Consider the following 17887-nt stretch of genomic DNA (forward strand, 5'->3'; position numbering starts at 1 on the left):
ACGCCACAGTGGCACCTGAGCCTCGATCGAATTCCGGCCAAGGCTGAGTCGCGTTGGCAGGTATATCGGGTCGGATTTTGTGACGTGGGCGGCGTGACAAATGCGCGCTTCCTGATGGCCGCGCTGATACCACCGAAGGTGATCTGCGGTCATTCTGTACCCACGATCCTTTTCCATCCACAAGACGACTGCGCCTCTATGCTTTGGCTGGGCGTCGCCAACTCATTCTGCACCGATTTTTTGGCGCGGAGGAAGGCGGCGTTGCACATGACATACACGGTACTTGACAGTCTTCCGCTCCCGCGAAGCTACACGGGCACGCCTCTGGAGGTCGCGATTGTCCGGCGCGCCCTAAAGCTCACGGCCAGTGGCCCAGAAATGGCGGCGTTTTGGAACCGCGCAGCACCACCGATCGGGCTTTCCGGCGAGGATGATCGCCCGTGTGAAGACCCTGTTCAGCGCAGGGTGCTTCGCGCTGAACTTGATGTGTTGGTAGCTCGGGACCTCTTCGGCCTGACGCGGGACGAAATGCGCTACCTCCTCGACCCGGCTGATATCCTCGGCCCAGACTGCGGCTTTGAAACCTTCGGCGCCCTGAAGCGGGCGGAGGGGCGTGCATCCGGCGGCCGGTTCACGTCGCGCGATCTCATTCTGGATACGTGGGACCGACTTTCATCGAATTGGGTGGTTGATGGGCCTGTTGTGCTAACACAGGCTGCTCCGGCCTCGCCTGACGTACTGCGGGATGGCGTTTGGGCACGTCCGATCCCAGCGGGCGCTGGCGATGCGGGCGCAATGCTTGCGGCGATCCTGAAGGCGATGGCTGGGCCGATGCCCGCTCGCCGAGTTCGCCTCGCCACGACATTCGGACTCGAGCCCAGACTACTCCTTCCCCACCTGGACCCCAATCAGGCGGCCGAATGGCAACGCCTCATCGGCGCCGAGGCCGCTCCGCTCACGGGCAACGCAGCGTCATTCGCCCCTCGTGCTGACCGGACATGGGGGAGCGCGGTTACGGCTCATCGCGGTAACGGCAGGCTGGTTGAGGACCTCACGACGGGCACATGGGCGCCAGGCCCCGGCCTCAATACGATCGATACGGCGGGCTGGCCGGAGGGGCGCGCGGGCATGCTGATGCGCGTGCTGCCGCACATCGCCACCGATGCCGTGATATCCGCTATGCCGCCGGAAATCCGGGGGTGGATTGATGCCGCTGCAGCCTGATCTTCTCGGGCCACCATCTCTCACCGTTCAGCCCATTGTCGGGCAGAGCGGCCCTCGCCTCTGGGTCAAGCGTCTGGCGATTTGGGAGGAACCTGGGGGGGAGAAGGTCCGGGATATCAGCTTCCGTCCGGGTTTGAACATCATCTGGTCGCCTGATGGCGGTGATGCACTCTCTTCCGAATCCCCCACGGACGCCATTGGCCACGGGAGCGGCAAGACACTGTTCTGCCGGCTCCTCCGATACTGCCTAGGCGAAGATCGCTATGCAGCGGATGACCAGCGTGAACGCGTCGGCGTGGCCTTCCTGAATGGCATTGTCGGCGCGGAGGTCATGCTCGATGGGGTGTGCTGGGCGATACTCCGGCCGCTCGGGGTGCGTCGGCGCCACATGGCGGTTGCTGGTGGCAATCTTGACGAGATCGCGGCTGGCGAAGGGACGTCCACCGGACTTGAGCCATTTCTGGACGCGGTTGAAAGCACCATCCTCACCACCGGTCTGGCGGCGCTGATTTTCGGACAGCGATCTGACCGGCGAAGCTGGCCGATCGCGCTCGCGTGGCTGACGCGCGATCAGGAGTGCCGATTCAACGATGTCCTAGAGTGGCGCTCGACGGCGTCGGACTCGGACTCTCCAGCACGAGGAATGACGCAGACCGAGAAGCTTGATGCGCTGCGCGCGTTCATTGTCGCCATCACTCCCGAGGAGCATGCCAAGCGCGCCGAAGTCGCCAATCTTGATGACCAACGCCGGGCGCTGGAGCAGGAGATTGGGCATCGGCGCTGGGAAATCGATCGAACGCAGAGTCGATTGGCCGGTGCTTTGGGCGCTTCAGCGGAAACCCTCGCGGACGGACCGCTCGCCGTCGAGCAAATGCGCAAGGCCGCGCAAGACCGTCTCGCCTCGGCCGCGAAATTGCCCGCCGGCCAACCCAGATCGGACATCGATGCCGCCGGGCGGGAACATGAGGGCGCCCGGGCAGAGTGGACGCGACTTGAAGCAGAACGTATCCGCATCGAGGCGACCATCCCTGAATCCGAGAAAATGGCGAGCCAACTCCAGGGCGAACTGCCGGGGATCTCGTTCTCGAAGAGCGAAGCGGAAAGTCCAATCTGCCCGATTTGCGATGTTCCGATCGACCGCGCGCTGGCTGAAGGGTGCGGAGTTTCCCACAAACTCCCCGACCTTGAGGCATGTCGCCAGCGTTTGGCGTTGCGAAAGAAGAATATCGAAGACGAGATCAATAGACTTGCAGGCCTGCGGTCTGCCAGAACCCAAACGCACCAGCAGCTCGCTCTGGCCAAACAGGGTCTCGACCAGTTGGCGGAAAGCCTCGCGGCCATCGAGAAGGCCCGCGATGCCCGTGAGGGCGCTTGGTATGCGGCACGGCGTCTTGTTGACGATGTCGAGCGCTTGTCCGAGTTGATCGGCACCCAGGAGACCGCGCGGAAGTCAGCGCGAGAGATTGTGTCACGGCTTGAAACCGAACGCGCGGTGCTCGGGGCATTTCGCGACAAGCAGGCCCGCGTCTTCGGGCGGCTGACTGAGAAATTCGATCCGATTGTCCGTCGTCTCGTGGGCTCAGACGTCAAGGGCCGGGTCACGTTGAGCGGCAATGGGCTTGAGCCGAACGTCAACATGGGTGGGGATCGCACAACAGCGGCGATCGACTCGCTGAAGGTGTTGGCCTTCGATTTGGCTGTCCTGTGCCTGAGCATCGAGGGAGCCACGCGTGTTCCGGCATTCTTGATACACGACAGCCCGCGTGAAGCCGACCTGGGGCTCAGCATCTATCATCGGCTGTTCAGACTCGTGACCGAAATCGAGGGGGCTGGCGGTCTGCCGCAGTTCCAGTACATCGTAACGACGACAACACGCCCACCTGGAAATCTGGCTGTTGAGCCTTGGCTGCGCCTGACATTGCGCGGGTCGCCTAGCACCGAGCGCCTCCTGCGACGTGATTTGTAAAGACTGAAGAACCATGGCCCTCTCACAGATTGAACTTATTCGTTTGGAGAAGGCTGCTGTTGATGAAGGTTTCGGCCTCAGGCGCTTAGCTGATGGTGAATGGTTGGCCTATGACAGTCTCGGCGCACCTGCTTCGATTCGACTCACCTGTTCCAATTCCCGCTACGCGGTTGCTGTAAATCACGCCGGCGTCGCCTCCGATTTGAGTGAACGTTGGCATTGCCTTCCAAATCGTGACGAACTCCAGGTGCCCACAGGTTTCACGGCCTTCGTTGTCGCCGATACAGGGCCGTTACATCACCTGGTACGCGAAATTTGGCGTCTTGCGCGGACTCTGCCTAGCGAACCTCTGCGTGTTTTCGAGTCGCAGACGAGGAATTTGCCCAGAGCCACTGAAGCCGAGAAACTGGTCGTACAGCGAATTGGACAAGACGTTTTTCGTGATACCCTACTAACCTATTGGAGCGGACGCTGTGCAGTCACGGGCGTAGCAGAGCCTCGCCTGCTGCGTGCGAGCCATATCAAGCCCTGGGCAAAGTGCGAGACCGATGCGGACCGTCTCGACGTCTATAACGGCTTGCTTCTTTCAGCGCATATCGACGCCGCGTTCGACGCCGGACTGGTTTCATTCAATGATACGGGAGGGATGATCATCTCGTCCCAATTCGCTGAGGCGGATCGAAAGGCCCTCGGGATTCATAGTGGACTCGCCCTTCACCGCATTTCCCAGAGGCACTTGCCGAACCTAGCCTGGCACAGAAAGTCACTCCTCGGCAGCAAGGGCAGCTCGCTGTTATAGACGCCCTGCCTTGTGGAAGTATGGCTGAGCCAAAGACGACCGCCGCTACATACCTGTTGCCGTTTGCAGCTGGCCCAGACCCCGAACCTTCGCCGACCCGCCCTCAGTTCCTTGTCAGCAGCCTAGGGAAAGGTCGCTACGTTCAGATACCCACGGCAGCTGGCCGCACGCTGCCCTGTGCATGCTTTTACAAATAGGACTGGAGTATATCATCGGAGACTTGATCAAACTCATCTGCCGAGTCCAAGGTCACACCAGATCGACAGGCGCGGGTTCCCATTGAGTAAGATAGTCTATATCTAGTCCGTCCGGCTCATACCAAGCGCGGTAGAGGTTTATCAGCCTTGCTCTAGACGCCATCACGTAAGCTTCGAGGCCGCCCGGTGAACAGCCCATTGGCTGCGCGACATCGTAGCCTTTGCCGAACCCTAGAAGCTCGTCCTCCGTTAGGACGCTGTCGTTCATGATTTGGATCCTAGCCAGCTTCTCATTTCTACCGATCTTGTCTTTGGGCGACTCCTTCTTGTCTGACCGGTTTGATTCCATGGGCCACGCCCTCAGGTTGGCCACACTTCGGAGCGCCCACTCTTTGATTATTTCTTTTTCTTGGAAAGCTACGTAGTCAATAGAAGCTTTTGCCAGAATGTGGTCGAAATCCCACGGGCGGTTATGCTGCGCCCAGGTCTCTTCGTCGGCCGGGTCGTAGCTTCCAAATCGGCGTCGCAAAAAACTACGCTGGGCATAAAGCAGTAGTTCCCGATTATCTAACACGCGCTCAACGGCTTCGCGCTCTGGTCGCTGGTACTGACTCACGGTTGTCCAGCAGCCCTGCATCTCGCTCGCTCCTCCAGAGGGCGCAAGCATGCTTTTGAACCGAGAGACAGATGGAGGGTGCAAAATGACTGGTTCTCCGCCAGCGAGAAGAGGTTGGGTCAGAATGCCGGAAAAGCTACTCTTAGACAAAACGCCGCGCTCGTCGAGCCGCGCTGCGATAGCGCTCACGGCTTTACGCTTGTCCAACGCGAACCAATGTAAGGTAGTAATCAACCCCTGAACTGACTTGCCGAGATCGTCGCTTGCAGCGTCGCTGACTTGCAGCGCTCGGTCAGCCATCCAGAGAAGAAGGGCGTACACATCGGGAGAGGTTCGGGCGATGCTAGTCTGTAACACTAGCGGCAAGTCGTACACTTCCGCCGGGCCGCACCAATGCTGCACCCTCGCCAGCAGGTTCCCCAGTCCTCTTGGCTCACCTTGATCAAGAAAGAAGCGGCAAAAGCGATCGCGGCTGTCTCTCTCCTCCTCGTTTCCGACTTCCACTCCCGTTGGGTGCGCTAGCCTTCGTATCTGACCGACTGATACCGGCGATGACACAGCTTGAAGCGGCTTGCCCGCTGCGCTCCGGGAAGCGCGAGCCTCACCGATTGGGAGTCGAGCCGCTACTCGGACTAACCTCGCCTCAGGTAACCGGCGGCGGCTCGCAAGTTTTCTAATGTTCTGCTCAAGACCGGGCCAGTTTGCCTTAATCATGGAGTAAGCAAGGTCATCCCCGTCAAGGGCCGTACCTCCGCGATTCAACCGATGAAAGAGGGTCTCAACGTTAGTAACCCCCTCCTGCTCGGGGTTGATAGTCTCGCGAGCTGCGCCGGACGCCACCGCGTCCTCCGGAAGTTCCAAAATCGGTATTCGGGCGTCCCAAACGCGCCTCATCCCGGACCAAACTGCCCTAAGCCGAGGATCATCCGGCGATCGGTTCAATAGCTCAATCGCCTCGCGCGACCATTCCCGATGAGGAGGCTTGTCGAGATAGGCCGCACAGCTGGAGCGCACGGACGCCCAGAACACATTCTCATCAACAACAGTTTGAAGTCTGGATAGCCATGCAAATGGTACTGGCACTGCCGCGGCGATAGGCCAGCAATCTCTCGGTGATGGGCGCTTGTAAAAGCCCTCCTCGTCTGTATCGCATCCACATTTTTCGAGTGATGCTCGGATAGAGGCCGTTGCGACACGTTCCGCACTGTCGTTGGGCTGATATCCCCAGGGGTGAGCGATGTTCGTCAGACGAAATAAGAATGCGCGGCTCTCCCCGCGTTTGGTAGGAGCGAGGTCGAGCCACAGGATCTGAGATATCTTATAGCCACTCTCTTGAAACGCGTCCACATAACCCAGCTTGATTGCCTGTGCCCTCTGCTGCCCGTCCAACAGGTGATGAGTGGTCCTGTCATCATCACCATGTCTGCTTTGCTGAACTGTCGGTGGCAGCTTCTTGCGGACGACGAGTGAGCCGATAGGAAATCCCCGCATCAGAGAATCCCACATTAGCTCAATCTGCCCAGGTTTCCAAACGAGCCCGCGCTGCAACGATGGAACGTCGGCGACGATGGCCGGCAACTGCGAACCTGATTCCGCAAATGGTGGCCAAGAAGCGATCTCATGCAGCTTTAGTGCGGGGATCATGTCGCAATCACCCTGGTCGCCGTTGACGCTTTCCTCAGATTTGACTTGGTCACAATGATGATTCCCATTCGACATTCAAGCCTCTACTCTAGACTGTCATCGGCTTAAGCTGACTCGGACCTACATCCGCACACTTGTGAGTCCGGCTGCAATGCCTCGGCTAGTTTGAAGTCTAAGAGCTCGACGTTGTGTCGCTAAAACGAGGTTCTTTGGATCTGTCTACGAGCCCCTATCCACCAGAATAAGCGTGGTGTTGCGCGACCGTTGCGGACATCCTCATCATCATGGTTCGGAGCTCGTCGGGACTCATTATCGTTACAGATTTGCCCCACGTGAAGAGGTGCCAGCACATCTCTCGGAGCCCGCCTGCGTGAAAGCGAACATGCAACGAGCCGTCCGCGTCTCGGGTCGTCATTTGCGATGGATGAAACTTCCATAGCGCCGCATCCTCTGCGACGTCAGGCGTAAACCGCAGTGCCACATCGAGCGACTCTTCCTGGAAGATGCCGAAGGACTGCTCAGCATAGTCCGCGAGGCTAAAATCCTTGTGGCGCTGAAAGCCGCGGTCGAACGCAACAGCTGACGCGATCCGGTCCAGCCGCCACAACCGCATATTCGGCAGACCTTCTACATTGGCGACCAACCAGCCACGCCCGCCATAGAGTAGTCCGTAAGGACACAGGACACGAACAGCTTCCTCGTCCGCTTCGCCGGCTGCATAGCGCACTACAACAAGCTGCATCCCGAGTATTGCCCGTCGAAGCGTCGCCAAGACACCGTCCGCGATGACAGGCCGCGGACCAGGCCGCGTAGCAATGCCTTCGGCCTCCATGAGCGCAGCAATATCGGGTTCTGCCTTGCGGAGAGCATCGGGCAGCATCACGGCGCGCAGTGTCGTGGAGGCCTCTCTCAGAAGACGCGCGCGATCAGCTTCTCCACGAGCGTCACATTCCCGCGCCGCTGTTTCGATCGCGGCGACGGATTCGACGCTCACTTCCATTACTCCAACCAGCGCGCTGCTTGGCAGACGCCAACGCCGGACCCGCTCTTCGTCGTCCCACCAGTCCATTTGCGGGAATATGTCAGCCAGCGAATCACGCAGCCGTTCGGCGGTCCGACGGCCGACATCCAGTGCACTCGCCATCTCGTCAAGCGTGAGGCCGGTCCGCGTCCCCGCCAAGTGGCGGGCGAGACGGAGGAGCCGTTCCGCGGGAGCATATCTCATCGGCTACAGCCACCTCACGAAGCACACATTTAGCCATTATGTCACGGCAGCTGGTCGGGCAAATCCTATCGGACAACTTCCGGTGATTCGTCCTTCGCACTCAGCTAGCAATAGACGCAGCACCATGTTCGAATCAGTCTCATAGGCACACATGACCACTCGTCGTCGTACCAACGCGAAATCTGCTGGTGTAAGGGTCCGCAGAGCATCCAACTCTTTCGGTGCGGGTCGGTCGAAGAATTGTCGGAAAGCCAGCCTCGCTTGCGTTACAGTTAGCCAGTCAAACCGCAGTTTCACCAAGAAGCGACGCAGACTGGCGCGATCTAGGCGCTCGGCCAAGTTGGTCGTACAGGCGAAGGGAAACGCATGCCCATCCATCCAAGTGAGCATCTCGTTGACCTGGCTAATCTCCCAACTGCGCATAGCGTCTGCTCGCTCCAGCAAAAGGCTGTCGGCTTCGTCGAACACGAGGAAAGCCTGCGCCTCCCGCGCTTCCGCGAAAGCGCCCGCAACGCTCTTCTCGGTTTCCCCGACGTACGGACTGAGTAGATCGGAAGCCCGCTTCTGCAGCACCGGCATGCCCATTCGATCGGCGAGCTGCCGCACCCAGGCGCTCTTCCCCACCCCGGGTGGCCCGGACAACAGAAAGGAAACGGCGCGAGGCGCGCCAGGTCGAAGGAGATCGGACGTCAGCGCTGCGAGGTCACAGTTCGCGTTGATCAAAGCCGGATCATAATTTGAATCTGGCTCCTTCTCGGGGACTGGCAGTTCCCCGCCGCGCACGGCACGCGCAATTCCCTCGACTATCAGGTGCGCCGTTTCTGCGCCGCCGCCGGCCAGCCGGGTTGCGCGCAAGGCCGTCGAGGCAACCGCGGGCGCGGCTGGCACCAGGCGCGCAAGGCGCGCCGCGTCCGCGTCTTGGAGGATGACCCCCTCGGTCTCGCCCATGCTGAGCCATAACCTCGTCCGGGTCGCGAGGTTCGGCACGCGCAACTCCAGGCACATAGTCATTCTGCGCAATACGGCAGGCCCGAGGACGCTGATGTCGTTCGCCGTCCAGATGACCGGCACTGTCAAGCGCTCAAGCAAGCGATGAATGAAAACACGAGAACTGGTCATGGGCTCGTCGAAGACCATGCTGCGGCTAAGGAAGAGGTCCTCTGCCTCATCGAAGAGGAGGACCGTGTCGACGGGCGAGGCAAGGCGCTGGGCAAGCCGCAGTCCGGCCAAGCGCTCGTAACGCGAGGGTTCGTCACCGCTATCGTCGGCCTCGCCAACCGGGCGCAACTGTGCGCTGACTTTGGCGGCGAGTGCTCCGGCAAATGATGTCTTTCCTGTACCCGGAGGGCCGTAGAGCAAGACACTCACACCAGCCTCGCGTCTCGCGAGCGCCGCGCGTAGCACCGAGGCCGCGACCTCCGCCTCTCGCCCCAAATGCGTGAACGCTTCCCAAGGCAGCGGCTCCGAGGCGATCGAGCCAAGCAACTGGGCGTAGAAATCTGCCGCGGGGGGAACGCCTTGCCGTATCAGCGACAGCAGCCTATCCAGCACAGAGAGATCGCCGTGCCGTTCCATGCGGAGCAGACCGCTCGCCAGTAGCTTGGCTTCGCTCGCCAGCCGTCCTGCGACCTCGGCGATCGGCGCTTGAAGAAGCAGCGCAATAAGTCCGGCATCGCGATGCAGCGTCGTGCGACCACCGCGGCACTCGCTCATCCCATCGAATAGGCGCTCCACGCGTTGGTCCAGTTTATAGTGCAAGGCAAGCGTCAGGATTCGCGTCTCCAAGGGATCGAGTTCCAAAGCTTTGCCGATCGCGGCGATCCAGCGCTCAGCCGGTCCATCTACTAAGTTTGATAAACCTGCGGCGGCTAAATTGAGTGCGTCGCCAATTTTGCGCCAGTCTTGCAAGGTGACGCCGCGACGTCTTGATCGTCCTGAGTCTTCTCCGTCACTCGGCAGAGCATTGTCCGGCAGGGCGAAGGCTGCGGCGCTCTGTATCAGCCAACTCGCCAGCGCGCTGGCTTCCGGCGCGCGACGATCGAGCGCCGAATAGACGTTCTGGGCGCAGGTCAGCGCCAATATGGTGCCGCCGGTGGCTAAGCGGCGCTCGGGCGGACGACGTTGCCCAAGTGAGGCGTTCATGGGGATTTCCTTCACGTCAAATCAGATGAAACGGGCCGCTCGAGCATAGAGAGGGCGTGCCGGCCGCGAACCGTCGGCTGGTGTCCTTAGTCTCGGCCGTAGCCGTACCAGCAGGAACGCCTGCGGAATTCATGGCGTGGCAAAGACCAGGCGGCGTCGCGGGGTGTGTCGGTTCTTTGCCGCTTTAGACACCACGCGAGTGACGCAGACCGCCGGTGGGCGAGGGCAGGGTGCTGCCCTCGCCTGGTCGCCGCTACCGTCGCGCTGAGCGCACGACTCGCGCTTGTGCGCGAGCCTCGGCCAGGCGCAATTGCGCCGCGGGGATCACCCGCGCCGCCTGCCGCGGATCACCGAGCCCGAGCTCGATCTCAATGAAGCCATTGCTCCGCACACGCGAGCAGACTGCCAAGGTCACGCCGGTATGCATGATCTGGAAATGAGCCATCTCGAGACCCTTTCCCAGGCGCGCAATCTCGCGCCAGGCCGCAAGGGCGGCCGGACGCAGCTGAGCGCCAAGCGCGGCGCGCGCCTCGGTAGACGGAACAATGACAACGGGAGCCTGAACCTGAAACACCGCAATCTCCTCAATGAACAAACACGGGCCAGGCCGTCCGGACGGATTCCGGGTGAGGACTGGATCATGCTGTCGAGGAGGGGTGGTTCAGGTGTTCATGCGATGCCCCGATAGGTAGCGGATAGCTGACGCCGTGTCACGCGCCGTCGAGACGATATGCGCCTCGTCTACGTCAGAAGTGGACGTAGCAAATCGGCGAGCCGCGAATAGCCGATTGCCTGATGCCTGACGTGAGAACATGCTTCCGCGGTTCCAGCAGGGAGCCGCTATGGCCGGGCTAAATCTCACCAAGTCTCGCTACGCCGCTGGCCTGCAGTGTTCGCGGCGGCTGTGGCTGCTTATCCAGGAGCTGGCGCCTTATGACGATCTTGATCCGGGGGCATCACTGGATGTTGGGCAGGAGATCGGCCGCAAGGCACACCTGCTGTTTCCGGGTGGAATCTTGGTCGAGGAAGCACCCTGGCAACATGCCGCGGCTGTGCGTCGGACGCTTGCTCTGATGGCCGATCCCAGCGTTCCCGCTTTGTTTGAAGCGGCCTTCGAACACGATGGAGTCCGTATCCGGGTTGATGTCCTGGAACGCCTTGCCGGTGGCGCCTGGGGCTTGCGTGAGGTCAAAAGCGGCACCCGCATGAGCTTTATTTACGTGCAGCAGCTCGATCGAGGTGACTCTGACGCCGGCACCCTCGAGGACGAAGGCCTGAAGCGCGAGGATTTCAGGCTAACACCAAAGCAGACCATCATCCGAGACGCGACGGCAAGCGGGCGCCCGTATGTGGCGTCTGATCTCGCGCGGCTTCTGAAAGCGTTCCGCCTGCCCGCATGCTACCTCGATTTCGAGGCCATGATGCCGCCAATCCCGCTCTACGCCGGCACGCGGCCCTATCAGACCATCCCGTTTCAATGGTCGCTGCACGCGATCGACGGGAATGGTGCTCTGCATCATCGGGAGTTCTTGGCCGAGGGGGATGAAGACCCACGGCTCGCCTTTGCGGAGACCCTCATCGCAATACTCAACGCCTTTGATGGCCCGATCCTGGTCTACTCTGCCTACGAGCAGACTCAGCTGAGAGAGCTCGCCAAGCAATTTCCCCAGCTGCGGGCGCCGATTGAGGCGATCATCGCTCGCATTCGCGATCTGCTGCCGATCGTCCGCGCCGCGGTCTACTTTCCGGCCTTCGGCTTCAGCAACTCAATCAAGGCCGTTGCTCCGGGCCTTTGCCCTGGCTTTGGTTACGATGATCTCGTCGGCATCGCCAATGGCACCGCCGCTTCGGCGGCCTTCGTGCAACTGGCATCCGGCTACGTTCCAGATCCCGAAGAGGTCGGCCGGCTGCGCCGGGCGCTGCTCGCCTATTGTCAGCGCGACACCCTTGCCATGGTCGAGGTTCACCGGGCTCTGATGGAGCTGGCCGTTGCCGAGGGCTGAGCAACTTCCGGAATATGGAATGGTCGGTCCCTTCTGGGTCGTGGAAGAGAACGGCAAGCCGGCCATTGTCGCGCTCACGGTGCCACTGGAGCGAGCCGAGACCTATGGCGATATGCTGACGGTGGAAACTGGCCACTTTGAGCACTGGTCGCGTTTAGCCCGGCGAGGAGCGGCTGTGCTGCGAACCGCTGGGGAGCCGACCGCCCCCGTCTGGTCGGAATATGAGGAATGGCCGCGGGGGAGGGTGATCTTTGATTGTGTTGCTCGGCGCTTCTTGATCCGGGCCGATCGACATCTGCACCACCCTGCTTTCGTGCGTCTTATAACGGACTGTTTTTGTATTGAGGCCGATGAGGTAACCGTTCTTCTCGATGATCATTACAGGAGCGTCCGGCGCGTGTCTCTACCCTCGGAGCGATAGAGCTTACTTGAGGCCGCTGCGGGAGGTATTCGACCCAACAGATGACCTCTTTGTTGGGCGTTATGCGATTCACGACCACGACTGCGAAACCCCGATCTCGCTTCGGCTTTCGCGAGTCGCCAGCGCAGTTTGTTCTCCGACGTAAATGATCGGCAGCAGTAGTCAATTTGCTGGAGTGCCACTCACGGCTACGCGGGGTATCAGAACACTCTGCATAGGAAACAAGGCCTGAAGGCTTCTGAATGTGCCAGCTCATTCTCGAACTCGACATATGAAAGCAGCTTCTTGAACGTGCTTGTGCCAGACTGATGTGCAAGCCTAATATGCCAGCAGGAGCGACATTCGCCCTTTCTATCAACTACCAACTTCGAGACGCGCGTAGACTGCGGAAATCCCCTTACTCAACCGAAGATCAGAATGGATGGCATGCTGTGATGATTCTCAGAAACGCGGGGGCGGTTCCAACCAAAGTTGAAATGCCGCCGCTTCCAGGAGTTATGGCGTGAGCCGCGTGCAGTGGCAGCCCGAAGACCTTGAAGATCTCGTGCTTGTAGTTCGAGAGTTCGAGGAGAAATTGCCAGGCTGGTGGTGGCGAGTGGGCGCCTGTCATGTCAGTCGGGATGCCACTTGAGGCCCCGATCGCTGTGGTCCTGATGCAGATCTCCTCAATGACCGCCAATTTGCCGGATTTGATCGCGATGATCGCAACGGCACGATTGCTGAGGCACTTCGCCAGGTAATGACCGATGCGCTAAGGGCCCGGGCCGCTAAGCGAGCGCACCAGGACCGAACCAGCGGTACGTGACCGAAGCGGGCAACTGGTCGGCCTTCCGGTGATAGTTTTGTCCGTCGCAGGGAGCGCTGTTTTAAGCAAGTGGGCACGAGGCGCCGTCCGGCGGGATTGAAACCTCAGGCCTGTGAGCATGCGTGAAGGTTAGATTCGGTCGCCGAAATCATTCGCGCTCGCTGGGATCTATGCCAGCCTCCTTGTAAACGCGCGCTACCTCCGCATAAGCTGCGACGATCATCGCGTCGCCTTCCGCATTGAGCTTCTCTTGCTCGGGTGAAATGAGTCTCTCGACGCTCAACACTCTGCCGAGCATAACAAGCCCCTCCAAATCGGCGGCGAAACGCTGCAGATCATTATCAGGATCATCATTTATGGGGCACTTAGCGGTGGTTGCTTTCGGCATGATCAGCTTTTCCTTGTTAGTCGCAATTGACGTGTTCGAGATTTTTTTCAGCAAGAGCCACCGGTTTTCCAACCGCAGCGCGGATGGGGGTTCGAACGGCTAGCTTGCGTTGAACGTGGATTGCCCATATACCGCAAGCGACCGCGACTTGCAAGGGCAATGCACGTGCATGGTTAAAAAGCCGTTTACCACCAGGATCGACGAAGAGGTCTTGGCGCTTGCCCAACGAATTGCCGATGTCGAGCGAAGATCGGTCACGTCTTTGATCGAGGTTGCGATACTCGATTATGGAGCAAAACAGGGGTTGCGGCCGCAAACCGATCGCGACGAATGACCGTCGCCGGAGTCGAATGGGCCACCGCGTCTATATTAAGCTAATAAGCCGAATTGCTGGCTGGGAGGCCGATTGAAGCGTGGTCCTAGGACATCACCAAACTAAAGGGGTTGTCCTGACCTACACGAGGGGGTATCGCCGGTGAGGAATGCGACTGGAGATTGCCCATCACGACCGGCGCAACGGGCGATGGCGGAGATATTCGAAACAATATTCGATGAGTCCTGCGGCAGGCCCAGGTCTCATTTGGTGGGTCAGATTCGGATGGCCTGCTAGGGAAGTTCGAACGCTTTCGACGCTCCCAATAGTTGAGCCCAAGCTCACGCCCTGTCGAACTCGAAGTGCGGCGCCGCAATTGCCGGGCAGGAGCGGCACGGGTTGAGTATCACCCCGTGGAGGGTGGCAAAGCGGAACAGGCGGTAACGCTCGCTCTTGGAGATGTCGAGCCACGACTGCTGATACAAATTTCCGAGGCTCTCTACATAAGGGGTCTGTAGGTTGCAGCAGGGTGTGACATGACCCTGCCAGCCTACGCGAATCATCTCTGTCGGCGCGAGGCATCGCTTCGAGCTTTTTTCTTGGAGCAGACTATCAATTACGCGACGAAGCACCGGACCTGCCTCGACACGAAATGCCGCCAAATCCTTTTTAGTCAAGACATTTCGTAGGAACTCCTGGCTATAATACTGCGAGTATTGATCCATCGTGTTCAAAGTTTGATACTCGACGCTGTCTAGGCCCATGCTCAGGGCAAGAGCTTCTACATCCTCAATCTGATTGAGTGACTCCTTCAGGATAGTCATCCAAAGGCTCACCTTTACATCTCGCCCGAGTTCACGTTTGGTTGCTATGAAGATCGAGAGTGAATTGAGGATGCCTTTAAGGTTTCCCCTAGCCCGTATCTCTGTGAAACGCTCCGGGTCGAGGGTCTCCAACGAGACAGTGAGCTCTTTGAGGCCCGACTCTATAAGTCGCCGACTGAGGGTAGGAGTCAGAAGCGAACCGTTTGTGCCAAGCCGCACATGAATGCCACGGGCGGCCGCAAATGCAACGATGTCGGGCAGTTCGGGAAGCAGAAGGCTTTCTCCTTCGCCAGTGAGTTCTAGTTCGCGCATATTGGCGAAACGTTCAATCAGTTTATAAACGTCCGTTGCATTCACTGTGCCTTGCTTCACGTGACGTCCATAGCAGAAGCCGCATTTGAAGTTGCACTTGGTCGTAAGTTCGATCTTGAGCGATACATCCTCGAGAAGCCGAGTATCGTAAAACAAGAGAGCTGCGGGATCATCACCTGCATCGGGGGGCGCACCAGGTGTAACCAAGGCACAAGCCGCGGCATCGTACTCGAGTCCCGACCAGCCCATCGATCGTAGAAGCTTATCATCGATTAGGGTCCGGGGCCGCTGGCGGACAAGGCCAAAACCTGCGGCTTGAGCTGCTTGACGCGGAATCCGGTCAAACGCGGCGCGACGACGGCTTATCTCAGTAAGGTCGGCCGCCTCCAGGAACACCGCGCCGTCATCGAGCCGCAGGGTCACCGGTGCGTCTAAGAGTATTCGTCTCGAGTGCTGCAAAAGTATCCCGACACCCAACTTCACGGTCGCCCGGCCGTCTAGGCTGCGGGTAGACTCGCACAATCCATCTGGAGACGCACCAACCCTGGCAAGCTCTATAGGCATGGCATCAACAGGCAGGAGTTCGACCGGATCGCGACCGACGCACCGTATCCGAACCGGCTGCATTAGCCATCCGTCGGTAGCCTCTGAAACGTGCAGCAACATTTGCGCCCTTTTTGCCGCAGCATGATGATGTTGAAGTGCCCTAGTGTTCAAGGAAATTCTGTGGAAATGTGTGGGAGTCTGAGGTAATCAACTGGTGACGGATTTCGCGCGCCGCCTTGGCGCTAGTAGTCGATCTTACTGTATACCTGTCCGCTATACGGTAAGTTCAAGCCTTATGTGGCCTGTGGAGTGGTAGAGATGTCTGCTTGTTCGTTCTCCTCAGATTGCTCCGAGAGTGACATATGGAGCCGCGGCGCGGCCAGATCTAGCGCCGGAGCCTGCGCGTTTGGCCGAGGCAGGCACGCTCGCACAGGCCTTCTCGCGAGGCAGACAGCCGCGTTTGCTTAGCGGGTACCAGCGCGAGGCGGTGACTGTCGCGGTGGTCACTCGCGGGGAGCGAGCGTCGCTTTCGGCAGCCGTTTCTTCTGTTGCCGCACAGGATTATGGCGGGAAAATCAGGCTAATGTTCGTGGGTGACGGCCTTCGTTCCATTGGCGAATTGCCACCGTTTGCCTGGCCCTGCGAAAGAGTGAGATTCCTCGGGGTTGCATCCGAAATCGGCCAGAGAATACCTTGGCCGGTTAGTCGCATCGCGGGATTGCGCAATCTCGCCGTCGCGGCTACTGGAACGCCTCTAATCACTTTCCTAGATGATGATAACCTCTGGCGCCCGGACCACCTTTCGACCTTGGTGGACCGCCTTAAAGACCGCGCCGCTGTGTATTCTTGGCGACGCCTCATCATGAGTAGTGGACAGCGTTGGGAAGGTCGAGAATTCCCGTGGGCGCCCAAGGGGAAGTTGCGCGAACGGCTGCTCACCCGGATGGAGGCCGAGGGAGTCATCCGCGCCGGGGAGGACGTAGTTCGCGACTGCGGGCGCTTTAGCGATGGCACTTCTGGCATGGTAGACCTTGGTGCATGGCTGTTCCGAACCGAAGCTTTGGGTCCCTCACCTTTCTGCACGCATTACGATGCTGTCGAACAGATTCAAATGGTTGGCGAAGACGACAAGCTTCTCGCTAATTTGGTGTCAGCGGGGCTTGACCTGCCTTGCACCGAGGAAGCAACCTTGATCTATACTCTCGGTGGCCTATCAAACGGTGGCTTCAACTTCGAGGTAGTGTAGTGACGCAGGCCCGCAATGAAAACGCCTCAATCAACCTTGACGAGTATCGTCGTCGTGCGCAGGAACTTAAAAGTCTTCCCCGTTTTGTCGTTGTTGAGTTAACTCAAGGATGCAACCTTCGTTGTCCAATGTGTCGAAGCGAAGTTATTCCAGTCGCAAATCGCCGGATGTCGCTGGAACTCTTCTCCCAGGTGGCCGACGAACTCTTTTCGACTGCCGAACTCATAGATCTGCGCGGCTGGGGTGAAAGCCTGGTTTTGCCCGAGATACAAGAGAGAGTAGCGGTTGCTGCGAAGTCAGGAGCTGAAATCCGTTTCGTTACCAATCTTTCATTTCGACGTCCGGACGCCATCGCACTTCTAGCCCGTCACCACGCCCATGTCGGCATCTCGGCTGACACCGCCGACCCTTTTTTATTCAGGCAACTTCGTATCAATGGCCGACTTGATTTGGTTGAGGCCAATCTTAACGCGCTTGGGCAGTTGTACAAGGCCGATTGGGGAACTACAGAGCGCCTGTCGTTGATTTGCACCGTCCAACGGCCGGCTTTATTAGGGCTCGAGAACTTGGTAGACCTTGCAGCGAAAGCCGATATCCGCCGCATTCAGCTCAGCGCGGTTAGTGCGCCCCCAGGATCGTTACTATCCATCATTGGCTATGAAGCGGAAGTTGACGAGGCGCTCGGCAGAGTTGCCCGGCGTGCTGAAATGCTCGGTATTGATATTTTGTGCGGAACGCGTCTCGGGAGCCACCCAGCCAACCCGCCGAATATACCGTCTTGTCTTCACCCGTGGGCCTATGCGCATGTCGCTTACGATGGAAGTGTCGGCTTCTGCGACCATCTCATTGGTCCCGAACTTGAGCAGAACAGTATGGGCGTCATCGATGAACGCGGCTTTCGAAGGGTGTGGAATGGCCCGCTCTGGCAAGCGTTGCGCCGTGAGCACACTCGGGGTGGCTCAGGCATAGCCGAGATTAGGGCTTCTTGTGCGTGGTGCTACAAAAATCGTGCCGTGGAATTCGAAGACCGCTTCGCGCCAGAATTGGCGCACTACAAGCGCGTGCTTACCGCGGTCGCTTAACAAGCAAGCGTCAGAAGGTGGAGCAATCGAGAGGAGTACGCGCACGATGGATAGGTTCCTAAGAGACCGTTTGAAAATGCTTGTGGCGGCTCGGGGAGGGATGATTCAAGCTCGGGATGTGGACCCGAGAGAAC

14 protein-coding genes are annotated in these 17887 nt (G+C 59.3%); 8 read left to right on the plus strand and 6 right to left on the minus strand.

What is annotated here, in order from left to right:
• Positions 1–267: 267 nt before the first annotated feature.
• From GSQ92_RS13095 to GSQ92_RS13105, 3 genes are read left to right on the plus strand one after another with little or no spacing between them, the layout of a single operon-like run.
• A complete protein-coding gene (locus tag GSQ92_RS13095; protein ID WP_159013560.1) occupies positions 268–1224 on the plus strand; it encodes a hypothetical protein in 957 nt (318 codons plus the stop codon).
• Positions 1208–3190, plus strand: a complete 1983-nt coding sequence (locus GSQ92_RS13100; RefSeq protein WP_216856823.1) for a chromosome segregation protein SMC — start codon at positions 1208–1210, stop codon at positions 3188–3190. The genes GSQ92_RS13095 and GSQ92_RS13100 overlap by 17 nt, the downstream gene beginning before the upstream one ends.
• Before the next feature lie 13 nt (positions 3191–3203).
• Entirely contained in the window at positions 3204–3989 is a 786-nt protein-coding gene (locus GSQ92_RS13105) for an HNH endonuclease (protein WP_159013561.1), read from the plus strand.
• A 249-nt stretch (positions 3990–4238) separates the two neighbouring features.
• Here GSQ92_RS13105 and GSQ92_RS13110 read toward each other — a convergent pair whose 3' ends face one another.
• The 4 genes from GSQ92_RS13110 to GSQ92_RS13125 form a co-directional block, all read right to left on the minus strand.
• Positions 4239–6521 (minus strand): DUF262 domain-containing protein, encoded by a 2283-nt coding sequence (locus GSQ92_RS13110; protein WP_159013562.1) that lies wholly within the window; start codon positions 6519–6521, stop codon positions 4239–4241.
• 154 nt (positions 6522–6675) lie between these two features.
• Complete coding sequence (locus GSQ92_RS13115) at positions 6676–7671, minus strand: YafY family protein (RefSeq protein WP_159013563.1); 996 nt, start codon at positions 7669–7671, stop codon at positions 6676–6678.
• Positions 7672–7707: 36 nt separating this feature from the next.
• On the minus strand, positions 7708–9813 hold the full coding sequence (locus tag GSQ92_RS13120; protein ID WP_159013564.1) for an AAA family ATPase: 2106 nt from the start codon (positions 9811–9813) through the stop codon (positions 7708–7710).
• 253 nt (positions 9814–10066) lie between these two features.
• A complete protein-coding gene (locus GSQ92_RS13125; protein ID WP_159013565.1) occupies positions 10067–10387 on the minus strand; it encodes a hypothetical protein in 321 nt (106 codons plus the stop codon).
• 268 nt (positions 10388–10655) lie between these two features.
• Between GSQ92_RS13125 and GSQ92_RS13130 the strand changes: the two genes are divergently transcribed.
• Both GSQ92_RS13130 and GSQ92_RS13135 read left to right on the plus strand, forming a co-directional pair.
• Entirely contained in the window at positions 10656–11816 is a 1161-nt protein-coding gene (locus tag GSQ92_RS13130; protein ID WP_159013566.1) for a DUF2779 domain-containing protein, read from the plus strand.
• 19 nt (positions 11817–11835) lie between these two features.
• Positions 11836–12237, plus strand: coding sequence for a hypothetical protein (locus GSQ92_RS13135; protein ID WP_159013567.1), 402 nt, complete (start codon positions 11836–11838; stop codon positions 12235–12237).
• Positions 12238–13190: 953 nt separating this feature from the next.
• Here the strand turns inward: GSQ92_RS13135 and GSQ92_RS13140 are convergent.
• Positions 13191–13484, minus strand: a complete 294-nt coding sequence (locus tag GSQ92_RS13140) for a hypothetical protein (RefSeq protein WP_159013568.1) — start codon at positions 13482–13484, stop codon at positions 13191–13193.
• Between the two features lie 115 nt (positions 13485–13599).
• Between GSQ92_RS13140 and GSQ92_RS13145 the strand changes: the two genes are divergently transcribed.
• Entirely contained in the window at positions 13600–13764 is a 165-nt protein-coding gene (locus GSQ92_RS13145; protein ID WP_159013569.1) for a hypothetical protein, read from the plus strand.
• 320 nt (positions 13765–14084) lie between these two features.
• Here GSQ92_RS13145 and GSQ92_RS13150 read toward each other — a convergent pair whose 3' ends face one another.
• Positions 14085–15302 (minus strand): radical SAM protein, encoded by a 1218-nt coding sequence (locus GSQ92_RS13150; RefSeq protein WP_159013570.1) that lies wholly within the window; start codon positions 15300–15302, stop codon positions 14085–14087.
• A 529-nt stretch (positions 15303–15831) separates the two neighbouring features.
• Here GSQ92_RS13150 and GSQ92_RS13155 point away from each other — a divergent pair.
• Entirely contained in the window at positions 15832–16671 is an 840-nt protein-coding gene (locus GSQ92_RS13155; RefSeq protein WP_159013571.1) for a glycosyltransferase family A protein, read from the plus strand.
• Positions 16671–17753, plus strand: a complete 1083-nt coding sequence (locus GSQ92_RS13160; protein ID WP_159013572.1) for a radical SAM protein — start codon at positions 16671–16673, stop codon at positions 17751–17753. Before GSQ92_RS13155 ends, GSQ92_RS13160 begins: the two co-directional genes overlap by 1 nt.
• The last annotated feature ends 134 nt before the right edge of the window (positions 17754–17887 follow it).

The organism is Acidisoma sp. S159, assembly GCF_009766125.1.
Lineage (GTDB): Bacteria > Pseudomonadota > Alphaproteobacteria > Acetobacterales > Acetobacteraceae > Acidisoma.

Bases quoted from the DNA above. Each gene is read 5' to 3' on its own strand.
- GSQ92_RS13095 (WP_159013560.1), top strand. From the start codon at position 268: ATGACATACACGGTACTTGACAGTCTTCCGCTCCCGCGAAGCTACACG.
- GSQ92_RS13100 (WP_216856823.1), top strand. From the start codon at position 1,208: ATGCCGCTGCAGCCTGATCTTCTCGGGCCACCATCTCTCACCGTTCAG.
- GSQ92_RS13105 (WP_159013561.1), top strand. From the start codon at position 3,204: ATGGCCCTCTCACAGATTGAACTTATTCGTTTGGAGAAGGCTGCTGTT.
- GSQ92_RS13110 (WP_159013562.1), bottom strand. From the start codon at position 6,521: ATGTCGAATGGGAATCATCATTGTGACCAAGTCAAATCTGAGGAAAGC.
- GSQ92_RS13115 (WP_159013563.1), bottom strand. From the start codon at position 7,671: ATGAGATATGCTCCCGCGGAACGGCTCCTCCGTCTCGCCCGCCACTTG.
- GSQ92_RS13120 (WP_159013564.1), bottom strand. From the start codon at position 9,813: ATGAACGCCTCACTTGGGCAACGTCGTCCGCCCGAGCGCCGCTTAGCC.
- GSQ92_RS13130 (WP_159013566.1), top strand. From the start codon at position 10,656: ATGGCCGGGCTAAATCTCACCAAGTCTCGCTACGCCGCTGGCCTGCAG.
- GSQ92_RS13135 (WP_159013567.1), top strand. From the start codon at position 11,836: ATGGTCGGTCCCTTCTGGGTCGTGGAAGAGAACGGCAAGCCGGCCATT.
- GSQ92_RS13145 (WP_159013569.1), top strand. From the start codon at position 13,600: ATGGTTAAAAAGCCGTTTACCACCAGGATCGACGAAGAGGTCTTGGCG.